This window comes from Paenibacillus sonchi (assembly GCF_016772475.1).
GTDB classification, from domain to species: domain Bacteria; phylum Bacillota; class Bacilli; order Paenibacillales; family Paenibacillaceae; genus Paenibacillus_AQ; species Paenibacillus_AQ sonchi.
The window spans coordinates 22,708-36,694 of sequence record NZ_CP068595.1; the positions used below are offsets into that span (position 1 = coordinate 22,708).

Annotated in this window: 15 protein-coding genes and 3 pseudogenes; 6 read left to right on the top strand and 12 right to left on the bottom strand. The window is 48.3% G+C overall.

The genetic code is table 11. From position 1 onward, the window contains the following. Positions 1-70 precede the first annotated feature (70 nt). Positions 71-391 carry a transposase gene (locus JI735_RS00155; protein ID WP_051051490.1) on the top strand — a complete coding sequence of 107 codons (321 nt, stop codon included), beginning with the start codon at positions 71-73 and terminating at the stop codon, positions 389-391. An 82-nt stretch (positions 392-473) separates the two neighbouring features. Next, positions 474-593: a hypothetical protein gene (locus tag JI735_RS37645; RefSeq protein WP_411830027.1), complete on the top strand. Its 120-nt coding sequence runs from the start codon at positions 474-476 to the stop codon at positions 591-593. Here JI735_RS37645 and JI735_RS00165 read toward each other — a convergent pair. Then, a pseudogene (locus JI735_RS00165) lies at positions 562-1,269 on the bottom strand (IS4 family transposase); the annotation flags it as partial. The gene JI735_RS37645 and the pseudogene JI735_RS00165 overlap by 32 nt on opposite strands. Positions 1,270-1,549: 280 nt before the next feature. On the opposite strand from JI735_RS00165, the gene JI735_RS00170 reads away from it, so the two are divergent. Both JI735_RS00170 and JI735_RS00175 read left to right on the top strand, forming a co-directional pair. Further along, a complete protein-coding gene (locus tag JI735_RS00170) occupies positions 1,550-2,473 on the top strand; it encodes a transposase (RefSeq protein ID WP_099091755.1) in 924 nt (307 codons plus the stop codon). Beyond that, entirely contained in the window at positions 2,404-2,910 is a 507-nt protein-coding gene (locus tag JI735_RS00175; RefSeq protein ID WP_233476195.1) for a transposase, read from the top strand. The genes JI735_RS00170 and JI735_RS00175 overlap by 70 nt, the downstream gene beginning before the upstream one ends. A 114-nt stretch (positions 2,911-3,024) precedes the next feature. On the opposite strand, the pseudogene JI735_RS00180 reads toward JI735_RS00175, so the two are convergent. The 11 genes and pseudogenes from JI735_RS00180 to JI735_RS00230 form a co-directional block, all read right to left on the bottom strand. Next, positions 3,025-4,233 (bottom strand): annotated as a pseudogene (locus JI735_RS00180) (IS701 family transposase). A gap of 331 nt (positions 4,234-4,564) precedes the next feature. After that, positions 4,565-5,530: an NAD(P)H-dependent flavin oxidoreductase gene (locus tag JI735_RS00185; RefSeq protein ID WP_039833542.1), complete on the bottom strand. Its 966-nt coding sequence runs from the start codon at positions 5,528-5,530 to the stop codon at positions 4,565-4,567. A 40-nt stretch (positions 5,531-5,570) separates the two neighbouring features. Continuing rightward, the gene (locus tag JI735_RS00190) at positions 5,571-6,242 is read right to left on the bottom strand and encodes an energy-coupling factor transporter transmembrane component T family protein (RefSeq protein WP_233476547.1); all 672 of its coding nucleotides are present in this window, start codon (positions 6,240-6,242) and stop codon (positions 5,571-5,573) included. A 63-nt stretch (positions 6,243-6,305) separates the two neighbouring features. Continuing rightward, positions 6,306-7,166 (bottom strand): ATP-binding cassette domain-containing protein, encoded by an 861-nt coding sequence (locus tag JI735_RS00195; protein WP_039833545.1) that lies wholly within the window; start codon positions 7,164-7,166, stop codon positions 6,306-6,308. Continuing rightward, positions 7,151-7,951, bottom strand: a complete 801-nt coding sequence (locus JI735_RS00200) for an energy-coupling factor transporter ATPase (RefSeq protein ID WP_083886447.1) — start codon at positions 7,949-7,951, stop codon at positions 7,151-7,153. Before JI735_RS00200 ends, JI735_RS00195 begins: the two co-directional genes overlap by 16 nt. Continuing rightward, a complete protein-coding gene (locus tag JI735_RS00205; protein WP_051051556.1) occupies positions 7,938-8,774 on the bottom strand; it encodes an SDR family NAD(P)-dependent oxidoreductase in 837 nt (278 codons plus the stop codon). The genes JI735_RS00200 and JI735_RS00205 overlap by 14 nt, the downstream gene beginning before the upstream one ends. Beyond that, entirely contained in the window at positions 8,771-9,124 is a 354-nt protein-coding gene (locus JI735_RS00210) for a MaoC family dehydratase (RefSeq protein ID WP_039833547.1), read from the bottom strand. Before JI735_RS00210 ends, JI735_RS00205 begins: the two co-directional genes overlap by 4 nt. Next, entirely contained in the window at positions 9,121-9,501 is a 381-nt protein-coding gene (locus JI735_RS00215) for an FAS1-like dehydratase domain-containing protein (protein ID WP_039833548.1), read from the bottom strand. Before JI735_RS00215 ends, JI735_RS00210 begins: the two co-directional genes overlap by 4 nt. Next, positions 9,498-10,649: a thiolase family protein gene (locus tag JI735_RS00220; RefSeq protein ID WP_039833550.1), complete on the bottom strand. Its 1,152-nt coding sequence runs from the start codon at positions 10,647-10,649 to the stop codon at positions 9,498-9,500. Before JI735_RS00220 ends, JI735_RS00215 begins: the two co-directional genes overlap by 4 nt. A gap of 1 nt (position 10,650) precedes the next feature. Beyond that, the gene (locus JI735_RS00225) at positions 10,651-12,135 is read right to left on the bottom strand and encodes an AMP-binding protein (protein ID WP_039833551.1); all 1,485 of its coding nucleotides are present in this window, start codon (positions 12,133-12,135) and stop codon (positions 10,651-10,653) included. 8 nt (positions 12,136-12,143) lie between these two features. Then, complete coding sequence (locus JI735_RS00230; protein WP_325175565.1) at positions 12,144-12,710, bottom strand: biotin transporter BioY; 567 nt, start codon at positions 12,708-12,710, stop codon at positions 12,144-12,146. A gap of 176 nt (positions 12,711-12,886) precedes the next feature. On the opposite strand from JI735_RS00230, the gene JI735_RS37650 reads away from it, so the two are divergent. Next, on the top strand, positions 12,887-13,396 hold the full coding sequence (locus tag JI735_RS37650) for a biotin operon repressor (protein WP_411830151.1): 510 nt from the start codon (positions 12,887-12,889) through the stop codon (positions 13,394-13,396). Next, positions 13,278-13,862, top strand: a pseudogene (locus tag JI735_RS00240) (biotin--[acetyl-CoA-carboxylase] ligase); the annotation flags it as partial. The gene JI735_RS37650 and the pseudogene JI735_RS00240, both read left to right, overlap by 119 nt. Positions 13,863-13,987: the final 125 nt, after the last annotated feature.

Sequence of the window (13,987 nt, forward strand, 5' to 3'; positions counted from 1 at the left end):
CTCTACTGGATGGGTAAAGCTGGCTAGAATAGGATCATAGATTTGTCTATTTTAATAGATTCCTAACCCCATGAAGCTACCTCTTCAGGAACTCTGGACACAGCCTCATATTCTAGCCGATGTCTATTTACGGGAATGGATGGGCTGGGCTAGACGCTCCCAACTGAAACCTATGGTGGAATTGTCCAAAACCTTGAAGAGACACGAAGAGGGTATCCTGCAGTGGTTTCACAGTCGCATGACCAACGGCTTGCTTGAAGGGATAAACGGGCTGATCCAAGCGGCGAAGAGAAAGGCATGGGGCTACCATAATGTCCAAAACTTGATCGCGATGGTGTACATGACGGCGAACAAGCTTAGACTCCCAACGCTCGCAGCTCGTCGAGGATAGTCCCCCTCCCCTTTTATAAACGGTGTTGTTTGCAACCGAAGGAAAGAGTAAGGATACACTAGAGAAATTCAAACAACATCTGATGAGTAAAGGGGCTACGGCCACACAAATTCAAGAAATCTGCTGTGATATGTCTCCCGCATTCATTCGAGGCATTCAGGAACAATTCCCTGAAGTTCACGAAGCAGAGGCGCTTGCGTAAACCAGCTATCCATGAGTACGTAGTCTGAGGTGAACCCTGCAAGCAAAGCCCGTTCTAGCAAAGCGACAACGGCCTGCGGCTTCCGAGAAAAGGCCTCCATTCGACGTTTAAACCCGGCGCTACGCTTGGAAATACCCGAAGCTATTTCACAGATCCGATTGGCTGCCTTCGCCGAAGAAAGCATGACAAAGTCGAGTGGAGCGAAGCTGAAGCCGTCTGACCAGCCCTGAGTTAACATAGTGTAGCCTTTGGTGAATTTGCCTTCGGAATGGTCGAAGGCTCGTGCGAGTAGCTCTGCTTTTTTACTCCGGTTTCGGCTAAGTACCGAATCGTCAATAATGAATACTCGTACGCGCTGCGAGGAAATAAGCGATTCAAATTGGCGTACGATGCGAAGACTTAAAGTCTGTAAAAAGCGCCGCCAGGCAAAAGAGACCTGATTCAAAAAACGGTAGATCAGGTCTTTGCCGGGAAGATCTGCTGCGCGGTAACTTTCCAGAAGACGAAACCAGTTCTTCCCTTCGAAAACCAATGAGAAAACGATTTGGAAAATCGCTTAACTCGAAAGCCCGAAGGATTTAGAAATACTCGCTTGTCGCAACGATTTTCCGATGTGAAGACTGGCAAAAAGTTTGGAAAAGCGAGACTGTTCAGACAGGGAATGTTGTTGTAACATAGAGTTACGCACCTTTCTTGTTGGCATGGTGGCTCGACACTTCCATGATACCAAACAAGTGAGGTGTTTTTTGTCAATACGAGTAGGTCTATTGAATTCTTCTTACGCTCACAAGGTGTTACGCCATTTTTCCAGGTGGTCGAGTAAACATGAGCCTCACGGTTCATGCCCCTCACAGATCCGTACGTCAGGCTGTCTAACAATTATTGAAATCCCTTCTTTTTTGGCATGAAAATGGAAGACGCTTGTCGAATCTCTATATCAAAGGAGATGAGCGTATATGCCATATGTCGAAGGTGAAGATAGACATCTAATTTATTTACTGCCGAATACACTGGACGATTTTGTAGAAGAAGAGAACCCTGTCCGAGTCATCGATGCTTACGTCGATAGTTTGGTCCTGGATGAATTAGGGTTTCAGGTGTATTCAGGCACCCAAGCGGGACAAAAACCGTATCGCCGGGAAGATCTCAAGCTCTATCTTTACTGCTATATGAACGGCGTCCGTTCCTCTCGCAAGATGGAAACCGAAACGAAAAGAAACATTGAACTGATGTGGCTAGTTGGCAAGCTACAGCCGGACCATGGTACTTTATCTGCTTTCATGAAAAATAACCAAGCGGCTATAAAAAAGCTGTTTAAAGAGTTCACTTTAATGTTAAAAGGTTTCGGGTTAATCGAGGGTCAACTTGTCGCCATTGACGGCACGAAATTAAAGGCGAACTGCTCTAAAAAGCAACACTATAATGCCAATATTGTTAGTGCGAAGTTAGAGTATATCGATGGAAAAATCGATGCATATTTGCGTGATTTTCTAGTGGAGGACAATCGCCAAAAAAAACAGGAAATCACGGAAAAGTTAGAGGTCTATCAAGAGAGAATGCATAAGTTGCAGGTCATTCAACAAGAACTCAAGGAGACAGGTGAAAAACAGCTTTGTGTTACCGATCCGGATGCCAAATCCATGAAAAACAACGGAAAGCATGAAGTTTGTTTCAATGTTCAAACTGCGGTGGACAGTAAATATAAACTAATCGTGGACTGCGATACGGTCAATGATGTCAACGATCAAGGGCAGCTGTCCAATATGGTGCAGAAAACAAAGCAAGTTTTTGTGATCAACAAATTACAATTGTGGCCGATACAGGCTATTATAACTACCTTGAAATCATTGACGTTGTCGACAAAATTACCGAACTCTTAATAAAGCCGCAAAAGGGAAAGAAAGACAAAGTGACAAGCGGATTTGATAAAGAGAACTTTACATATGATGCCATAAAAGATAAATATACCTGCCCGCTGAGTTATGAATTACCTTTCAAATGGAAAGGAAAACAAGATGGCAAAGAGTATAAGCGTTCTACTTGCGAAGCCTTCGAGATTTGCGGACAAAAAGAGTCCTGTACTTCTGCCAAAGGTGGAAGGTCGGTAACCAGACTTAGTGACGAAGAAGTGATCGAACAGATTGCCGGAAATACGCGTAAACAAAGTAAAATTTATAAGCAAAGAGGACACATCGTTGAGCACCCTTTCGGTACGATAAAACGTCACTGGGGCTATACATACTTTTTAACACGAGGGTTGGCATCAGTAGGTACTGAAACCAATTTGATTTGTTCGCCTATAATCTCAAGAGAATGATCAAAATAAACGGTGTGAAGGAGCTCATACGTCTCTTCGGAGACCGTGCTCGTTCGAAATTTAATATAAATCTATAAATGAGCAAAAACGGATACAGAAAATACCAAAATAGGACTAGGCGATTTTAAATCGCTTACAGACAGCTTGAAATGAAATGTCCTTTTGGGCAGATTCGTAGACAAACTGGAGGCGATCCCGCCGGACTTGCTTGCGTACAGAGCGCAGTCCATCACCAAAAGGACAAGTGTAACCCAAGCCGACCGTGCAATACAGATGAGTCCAAGCCAAGAGTATCCAAAGTCGGATAAAAGCTTTAACCGAGCGAACCTGATACGTGTCGAAGCCCAAATTATTCTTGGATTGGCGAAAGAAAATCTCAATGGGCCAGCGTTTAGCGTAGTACGATGCATTCATTTCCGTTTCCAATGAGCTATCAGTGCAACAAAAAGCGCGCAACGCCTTCGGCTCCCCGAACGCCTGCTTCGGCCAGCAAAGTAAAACCACGGCGTTGTCTATACCATTCAATGCCCCTTCGTAGCGACACATCCAGTACGACGAACCGTTCACGGTAACGAGGCGAACGTCTTCTTTCCGGACGTGCTGCGCGAAGTCTTGAATGGAGACTCGGATGCCTTGGGGTAGAAAATCCGATTGGTTTTCAGTGCACCGATGACGTGATAGCCCGCCGCTGCGTACGCATCCATGACGCGGGGACAGGTAAACCAGGAATTCACCAGACAATAGCCGCCATGAGGCGGGAGAGGCAAGGTTTGAGCCAGGTCACAAACCCGGTCGATTTTCGTATATACGGTGCCGTCCGGGTGAGTGAATGTCTTGTCGTATAGGTCAATGGAATGAATCAAGCAGGTGTGAACAACCAAGAACGGTGGCCTGTACTTGGTGCCCCCAGACGACCTTGCCTAACAAATGGGAGGGATGAAAACCCGTTTGCTCGATAGGAAAACGGGTCTGTGACGAAGGCTTTGTTTTCTGAGCAATCGTATCGTCGTGAATGACAAACAACGGCTCTACCGTGCGCCGGGAGGTCTCCAGGATCTGGCGAAGAGATTCTGTTTTGACTTTGTTTTGCAGCACCGTTTCATCCCAGACGCCTTCGGTGAGAAAATGGCCCAATGTGGTCCGATGACAGTCGCTGTATTCCGCCAAATCTGTCACTTTACCGCGAAATCCTTTAGCGGTTGCCGCCGTCATGTATGTTTCCACATGTGCTAAAACAGGCTTGGAAAAATACAAAGACAGCCGGTGCTGCAACAAATAGTTGTGGATCGCGTTGGATTCAGGTACGATGTCGGTATGGGACATAGCGATTTCTCCTTCGTTTAAAAGTGAGTTGTGGTGACTACTTTTTAACACAAGGAAAGCACTTTGTCTCTATTCTTTTTGCTTTTTACAGTTTACTGGAAGCGAATTTGCTCATTTATAGTTGAAGATTTAACTTTCTCAACAAACTTGCAATTGAATACGTCCGTTAACATTTCCTCATCAAAACCGCTTGAATCAAAAAACTCTCTCCTAATGTTCCCAATTATATTACCCTTTATCGCTTATAGAGTTCCTTGCTCCCTTAAAATAAAGAACTCGCGCCTCACGCGGGTTCTTTACGTACTATGCTCTTGTCCGCTTACACCAAAATTCAGCTCAGGTTGCCCCATTTGCATCTTATATTTTCCGCCTCTTGAATCATTCGTTCGATTAGGCCAGAGACAGTTGGAACATCTTTAATCAAACCAGCGACTTGCCCTGCCCATCCGAATCCTTCTTCTAGGGAGCCATCACGAATCAAGCGTAAATTGGCTTTCCCACTGATTTCGTTTTTTATCGCTTCCTGCCCTGGAGTGGTATGCTCGCTATTCACAATCTTCTCAGTCAAGGGGCTCCGCAACGCTCTGGCAGGCTGGCCTATGGAACGTTTGAGTACAATGGTATCTGAGGATTCCGATTCGAGCAGCGCATTCTTATAGACGATCGAAGCGTTCCTGCACTCGCGGGTAGCGATAAACCTCGTCCCCATCTGGATTCCCTCAGCACCGAGAGCGTGTGCAGCCATCCAGCCGCGGCCGTCCCCGATTCCTCCCGAGGCGATGACAGGTATTCGAACCGCATCGACAACTTCCGGAACAAGCACGATCGTCCCTACCTCGTCACGGCCGACGTGGCCGCCTCCCTCATGTCCGACAACAATGACCGCAGAAGCACCAAGCTGTTCTGCTTTTTGCGCTTGTGCCCGGGACGAGACCAGCACCAGGGTATGAATCGGCGTAGAACTCAGCTGCTCCAATATAGGTGCTGGATTACCGCCTGAAATCGTAACCGCAGGTATTTCCTCTTCCATGCCGGCTTGAATCATCTGCAACTGGTCACTACGAAACATGCCAATGGAAAAATTAACACCAAAAGGTTTGTCGGTTAACGCTCGTACACGCCGAATTTCCCTCCTTAAAGCCAGTGCATCCGGGAGGCTCATCGCAGTAATCTGGCCGAAACCACCGGCATTGGAAACTGCAGCTGCAAGTTCGGCATATGCCAGATATGCTAGTCCGCCTTGAAGGATTGGATACTGGATCTCCAGCAGTTCGGTTATTCTGGTATTCCAATTCATATATAATCCTCCGATATGGTGATCAAATTCGATAACTACGCTATAGGTATAGGATCAGTAGAACAAATGCAAGCATAAATCCACCGGCTGCATAATCCATTCGCGAAAATTTCAGGACCCTATATGAAATGCGGCCCTTTCCGTTCCCGTAAGCCCTTGCATCAATCGTCATAGCCAGCTGCTCCGCCCGTTGAATCGTCGTTATGAGCAGCGGAACCACTAATAACAAATAGGCATATACCTGCCTATGACCTTTAGCAGACTTGATATCATATCCTCTGGCCTTTTGTGCCAGAAGAATGCGGTCCAGTTCCTGGATAATCGTTGGGATGAAGCGGATTGCAATCATTAGCATCAGTGCAAAGGCTTCTACCGGAACCCCCCAGCCAGATAACGGCTTAAACAGTTGTTCCAGACCTTTTGCCAGATCCAGCGGTTTTGTTGTTAATGTCAGGACCAAAGCAAGCGAAATAAGCAATAGAATACGCCAGACAACGAAGGCTCCGGTTTCTATCCCGTTTTGGGTGACTAAAAGATGATAGACAAAGGTAAAGGACAAGATGAAAAGAATCGGTTGTAATCCTCTAAAAAACATACGAACTGGAACTCTGGACAACAGCAGTTGTCCTCCCACCAGGACAGTCGCCGCGACATATCCGCCAAATGTGCGGAGTGTAAGACAGCAAAGTGTGAAAGCAAGGACGCTTAACAGCTTGGTTCGGGGTCAAGCCAGTGGATCATCGAGTCTGAATTGATATACTGTCCCCATATGATATTATCCTTCATTTTGAAGACCTCTTGACTGCCAGGCCAACCTCACCTGCTGCATAATATCTTCTTCCCTACAGCTTACAGGCTCAAGAATCCGGCCGGATAACGCCTCAATTATTCTTAGGAGCTGAATAGGCTCCGGCAAAGGCAGTCCGGCTTGCTCCATGAGCGCTGTACGCTTCAAAAAAAGTTCATTCGCATCCAAATGCACCAATAAACACCCCTCTTTAAAGATCATCACCTCGTCCGAATATTCGGCAACATCCTCGAGCTGATGAGAGATGAACAGCACCGTCCGATTGTTCTCCCTCTGCCATGCTTTGAGCTGCTTCAGTAGCGCCATCCGACTTACAGGATCAAGACCGGCCGTCGGCTCATCGAGAATCAGCAGCTCAGGCTCTGCAAACAGCACGGAAGCGATAGCGACAAGCCGCTTAAGTCCCCCACTAAGCCGGAACGGGTTCTCCTGGAGAAGCTCTTCGGAGAGTCCCATCCGTCCCATAACCATCTTGAGGGCTTCCTCCAGCCTTTCTGGTGACTCCCCCTTCATTTTAGGAGCAAAGGCTAGTTCTTTATAAACCGTCGTTTCGAAAATCTGGTGCTCTGGATACTGAAATACATAACCGATTTGCGGAACGATCTTCATTTTACCTTTACCGTCCCTCGGCAGAAGCTGCCGATTATGCGTATATTTGCCTCTATAGAAAGGAATCAAACCTTTAATCATTTGAGCAAAGGTAGACTTTCCGGCTCCGGTTTGGCCAATGATCGAAATCCATTTTCCTTCCTGAAGGGTACAGCTTACCGCTTGCAGAATTTCTTTGCCGTTTATCCTCACACTTACGTCATTCAACTCATAGGCCATAAGCTGATGATCGTCTCCTTCCAGTCCGCGCACAAAGGGGCGTTTAACCCGAGCGCTTGATGCAGTCTTACCGCAAAAGGAAGAGTGAGCTGATGTTCGGTCATGAATACGCTGCTGAACAAGGAGGATGGTGGTCCGTCAAAAGCAATTTTTCCTTTGCTTAGAAGCAGAACGCGATCAGCTGAAAGAATTTCTTCCATATGATGAGTGATATGAATGATCGTCAGGCCTTGCTGGTGAAGGGTATGCATCACATCAAGGATGTCTCTTCTCCCCTGCGGATCCAGCATGGAGGTCGCTTCATCAAAAATCATAATGGGAGGTTCCATCGCCACAACGGCCGCAATCGCAACCCGCTGTTTCTGACCGCCTGACAATTGATGCGGCATTGCTTTCGCATAATCTTCCATATGAACGGCTTGTAGTGCCTTCTTCACCCGATGGGTCATTTCATTTCTGGGTACGCGCAAATTCTCTAGTCCGAAGACGACTTCATCCAGAACAGATGTCGTGATGAATTGATCGTCAGGATTTTGAAAAACCAATCCGACCAGCTCACGAATCTTCCCGAGATCATCAGGGTTCAGGGTATTCAAATGCTCCAGCTTTACTTGTCCTTCTCTTGGCTGCAGCAGTCCGTTCATTAACTTGGCGAGCGTGGATTTTCCGCTTCCGTTCCCTCCAATGATGGAAATGAATTCACCTTGGTGAATTTCGAAGCTAAGCTGATGGAGAACGGGATGTTCCCGCTGGTAATGATAATCAACTTGATCAAAAACAAGCATCTTCCTCATGCTCCTTCCGCTGCTTCCATAACTCGAAAAAATCTTCCGGCCCGGAAGTAACAGGAGCAGAGGGCTGTGGTTTCTGCCAATGTGTAACCTGTCTTCCGTTAATGCCGAACACTTTACCGGTCAGTTCAGGGTCCTGTTGATCCAGAAGCGCACGAACGAATCGGGCCACATCATCAGCTTCTCCGAGCTTCCATGCATCCGGGAACGGCTCATTGCGTTGTGCGTATTTTTCTTTCAAATGTTGAATAACCGGCCGGGTCATGTCGGTCACGGCGGCGGGGGCAATGCCATTGACCCTGATCCGTTTGGGTTTCAGTTCATCGGCAAGCGTCCACAACAACCCGAGAAGCCCAGCCTTGGCAGCGCTATAATTGACCTGTCCCGTCGATCCGGCAAGGCCCGCGGTTGAGGTCATCAACACAATATCGCCTTCGTGCTGGCTCAGATGAGATAAAGCCCGCTGAATACAGTAGAAAGCTCCGTTCAAATGAACGTCCAATACGGTCTGCCACTCTAGATCACTCATGGACTCGCATTTGCGGTCCTTAATGATCCCGGCGTTATGAATTAAAATCTCCATAGAACCCATCTTATCGATCACTTCGTTCATCATCGCAGTAACCGCAGCGGGATCAGCGACACTGGCACAGAATCCCTCCGCCCGGCCACCTGTCCGGCGAATATCCTCAACTACTTGCCTAATCCTCTCATCATGCAAGCCATTAACGGCGACCTGATAACCGCAGCGCCCCAGCTCTAAAGCTATACTGCGCCCGATCCCCCTGGTTGCCCCAGTAATCAGCACAGTTTTCATATATCGGTTATCCCCTCTACCACGCTAAAGGAACCTTTAGCAATGATTTTTCCGTGATCCGACGTGACCATTACCTGGATTTGATCATCGTTCCAAGTGTTATACCGGAAGTATACGGTCGAGCCTTGAACACACGGTTTTTCAAACCTCATGCTAAAGGATTGAATCCAATGAGAACGATGTTCTTTCATATATAGAGACTGCGCTAGCCCCATGATGTACATTCCATGTGCTATGGGGGCTTCAAAACCCGCTTTTCTTGCAGCTGCGGCATCCAGATGAATGGCTGCCTCATCCTTGGTGACAGAGGCATAATGCTGGATGTCCGCCTCAGAGATCTCGATTATCATTTCATTTCACCTATCCCGATCAGGACGGTTTCTGCTACAGCTATGGGGTTGCCCTGGTGATAGCAGATAAGAGAATGGGTATATAAGGTCAGCACACCTTGCCTGCCGTTTTTCGGCTCCGCCTTAAGCAAGGATAGCTCACAATTTAGGTCCATACCGGCCATCAGCGGCGCATGATAATAAAACTTCTGCGTTCCGTGAATCATTGTTGTCTCCTTATGGAGCCAGGGGGCATCCTCCATTGTCCAGAATGTTACCGGCATCGTTGAAGGAGCAACGGCAACTCCCCCTATTCTCTGTAAAGGTGAACTGATGCTGTTTGCATACTGCGCAATACTGTCCGGTGTGAGCTGAATCTGAAACCGGATGCTATTCATAAGGCCGCCTCTATCAGAACCGCCAGCCCCATTCCACCGCCGATGCCAAGCGTTGCCAGCCCTCTTTGGTAGGGGTTTTGCAGCATTTCCGAATATAGGCGCGTCATAAGGATCGCACCGGATGCTCCATAGGGATGGCCCAGAGCCAATGCGCCACCGCCAGGATTGACCTTATCCAGTGGAAGATGAAGCTCACGCAGCGAGGCTAATACCTGGGAGGCAAAAGCCTCATTAAATTCAACGATATCCAAAGCGTCTATATGCAGATGCTGACGGCTCAGCATTTTCCGAACCGCCGGCACTGGCCCAATCCCTGGATAACGGGGATCAACTCCGACAGCTTGCGAGTCAACAAAACGGAGGACGGGAGTTAGATTAAGCTGTTCGCATTTGTCACGCGACATCATGAGCACCAGAGCGGCGCCATCGTTAATGGGACAAGCATTACCGGCTGTAACGGTGCCATGTTCCGCAAAAACAGGCCGCAGGCTGAGTAGCTTCTCCAAGCTCGTATCCGGTCTCGGACATTCGTCGTCTGTGATCCAGAGTCCGTTGACTTGAAGTGGTACAAGTTCCGGTGCATACTTGCTGGTGCGCTTAGCGTGGACTGCTTTTTGATGGCTCTCAAGCGCATATCGGTCTTGTGCCTCCCGCGAAATACCGTATTTGTCCGCCACATACTCTGCGGCAAGCCCCATGTCGGGATCTCCAAAAGCAAGGGGTGTAAACGGCGCGCGTGTATATAGCGTTGGTATGTCGATCAGCGTGTCAGGTCTGAACATTTTCCAAGGTGCCCGGCTTGCGCTTTCGACTCCGCCTGCCAGGAATATCTCTCCCGCACCACTCTGAATGAAGCGTGCCGCCATGATGATGGCTTCAAGCCCTGAACCACACTGCCGGTCGATCGTAACCCCCGGAACTGTAACGGGTAGTCCTGCTTCAAGCACAGACTTACGGGCAATATTCCCGCCCGGGCCCACTACGTTGCCTATGATGACATCATCGATCCATTCCAAAGGCACCTGTGCTTCAGCAACCAGGAGGCGAATCAGCGGTGCAAGCAGTTCTTCCGGTTCTAGCGTACTTAACTGTCCCCCGACTTTTCCGATAGGGGTACGTCTAGCCATGACCAGAACGGCCTCTTTCATTTCATCCCTTCTCTCCTATCGTCTTCATCTCTTGGCGTGCTATTTTCCCCGAACTTGTATAAATGAATCGTTCCACAGTAACGAGCTGCTTAGGTGCCTTAAAGCTTGCAAGATAGGGGCGGCAGTAATTTCTGATTTCATCCAGACTGAGCCGCTGTTCTCCGTTCCACTCAATCAGCGCCGTTACTTGCTCCCCCCATCGGTCATCCGGTTTGCCGAATATCATGACCTCCCGAATAGCCGGAATGCGGAGCAGTACAGCCTCTACCTCTTCGGGAAATACCTTAAGGCCCCCGCTTTTGATCATATTGCTGGCGCGGCCAGCCAAGTGTAAATGCATGTCTTGATCAAGGAGCATGTAATCCCCCGTACGCAGCCAGCCGTCGCGAAATACACTTCCCGTCTCTTCAGGCAGTTGGTGATACCCGGCGAACATCATTTCGCTTCGGATGTACAGCTCACCAATCGTACCTGGAGAGACCTCGCGGAACTGCTCGTCGCGGATCGAAATGTGTACCCCGTCGAACGGTTTGCCCAACGAATCCGGCTGCTCCTCCCCGGTTATCTCAAGATAACTGATGTAACTGGCCTCCGACGAACCGTAATACTCATAAAGCTTCGTTTCCTTGAACATCGCGCGGCACCTCTGTTTCGAGGACTCGGGCCATTTGCCGCCAGAGCTGATCAGGGTCTGGATGGATATCTGCACGGTGCTTGAAGCCGCTTGCCGAAGCAAAGCGTCAATCATCGTAGGCACAACGAATAGGATCATATCCGATTCGCGGGAGCAGAGGTTCAGTACGCTCTCGGCATCGAATTCCGGGAGCAGATGAAAAGTCGCCATACTGTATAGGGATTGCATCATGGCGAACAGCGACAGAGAATGCACGAGCGGCCCAGGTGCAAGCACGTGCTTTATACGGTTCAGCCTAAATGCCTTCTCCGTCGCCTCGAAGCTTCTTAACCACGACAAATGAGTCCGCATGTACCCCTTAGGGAAGCCGGTTGTGCCTGAAGTATACCCGATGAACAGCAGCTCGGGGTTCTCCTCCGCTATGGCATTCGGCTCGAAGGCAGCCAGCCAAGAGCTATAGCTGCCGACTTTCTGATCCTCATCGAAGTATAACTGCGGAATCTCGTTATAACGTTCTGCGAGATCAGCCGCAAAGCGCCCTTCACTAGCGATCAGCCCGGGCTCGCACTGCCGGATCACCTTATCCATTTCACCCGGATGCCATTTGGGGTCCAGCATTACGGGAACGCATCCCGCGTAGATGGCGCCGAGAACAAACTCGGCGAATTCCATGCGGTTTCCGGACAGGATAGCAATGTTGCACTTCGTATGTCCGCCATGCCGCAATCCGTTTGAAACCTGTTGAACCAGCCTCATGAACTGAGCGTATGTACGTTCTTCGCGGCCGTCCGAGACAGCGATACGATGAGGGTCAATCTGTGCACGTTTTAGAATGTGCTGTATCAGGTTCATGGGTATCCTCACACCTGCGCTTTTTCTTCAATAGGACTGATTGCTTTAAGCTGCATCGTTATCACGGCTGCAATAACGGCTTTGATGATGTCTCCCGGAAGAAAGGCAGACGCACCGGCAAGTCCGGCCCAGACCGGCGTATTCGTTATCCATGCCATGATGGATGCGCCAATCAGATTCACAAGCAATACGCCAAAGATCAAATTGACGACTACGAGCTTCCATGTTTGGACCTTCGGCCAGATTTTTTCGGAATACCAGCCTATGAGGCCGGCCGCGACCGGCCAGCTGAATATGTATCCTGCGGACGGTCCAACGAGCACCGCCAGCCCACCGCGTCCGCCGGTCAGCACCGGCAGGCCAAGCGCTATGAGAATAATGAAAACGACTAGACTGAGAGCACCCATCCGTTTACCCAGAAAACATCCGGTGAGCATGACGCCAAGCGTCTGGGCAGTTATCGGAACGGGGATAAAGCCGAGGGGCAAGGGCGGAATCAAGCCGAGCACCGTGATGAGAGCTGCGAATAATGCGGCATAAACAAGTTCTTTTGTTTTCAAAACAATGACCTCCATTGGTAAGATATAAGCTGAATTATAATGGAGGCAGACTTTATTGTAAACCTAAATAATTATATAAGTTCACAATAGAGATGAAATAAAACACGTGAGTTTTCCTATTGTTAGAGAAGCATGTTAATATATTCGAAGAGGTTTGGTCGGAAAGTTATACTTTTGGAGGGTTATGTCCCATGACAGTTAAAGAACATATTCTAACCTTGCTCGATGGTAACAAAGGTGGATATATTTCCGGTGAAGAAATAGCCGGACGCTTATCCGTGACGCGCAGCGCTGTCTGGAAAGCCATAAAATCGCTGCAGATGGACGGATATTCTATACAGGCTGTGACCAATAAAGGATATTCCCTGTCGCCCCATACGGATATCTTGTCTGCCGGTTCCATTTCAAAATATCTGGATACACAGGGTCAAAAGCTGCGTGTTGAAGTCTTTAAGACAATATCTTCAACGAACGAAGCCGTAAAAGCCCTGGCCTCAAATGGAGAGGCAGAAGGCAAAGTGATCCTTTCGGAAGAGCAGACCGCCGGCCGCGGAAGAAAGGGTCGGAAATTTTTTCTCCCCGGGAACGGGTATCTATATGAGCATTCTGCTGCGTCCAAAACTATCAGCGGTAGAATCCATTCTTTTGACGACTTCCGCCGCAGTCGCTGTTGCTCTTGCCATCGAAAGTGTATCTGGTAAAGACACACAAATAAAATGGGTTAATGACGTATTCATGGATGGGAAAAAGGTCTGCGGGATCCTTACCGAAGCTTCCATGTCACTGGAAAACGGTTGGCTCGATTATGCCGTTCTCGGCATTGGTATCAATGTGTCACTGCCGACGGGCGGCTTTCCTAACGATCTTACCGGGATTGCAACATCCGTATTTTCTGAAGGAAATCATCATGGTGATCTCCGCAACCGGCTCGTAGCAGAAGTGCTAAACCATTTTATGGGATATTATGAGTATTTAGCGGATAGAATGTTTCTTTCCGAATATCGAGAACGAATCATGTTACTTGGCAAACCCGTAACGGTGATGAAGGATAATAAACAATGTGAGGCAACAGCCATCGATATCGATAACGATTGTCGTCTGAAAGTAAGATATAAGAATGGTGATGAGGAATATCTTTCAAGCGGAGAAGTCAGCATTAAAATTTAGCTGGTGACTCTTTTTAAATAGGGATTTACATTGAAGATGCATTGGGCTTTCAAATTATTCATGAGTATCATGTTAATGGTAAATAGAATAAGGATTCTCAGGCTGTCGAGAAAGTTTCGACAGCT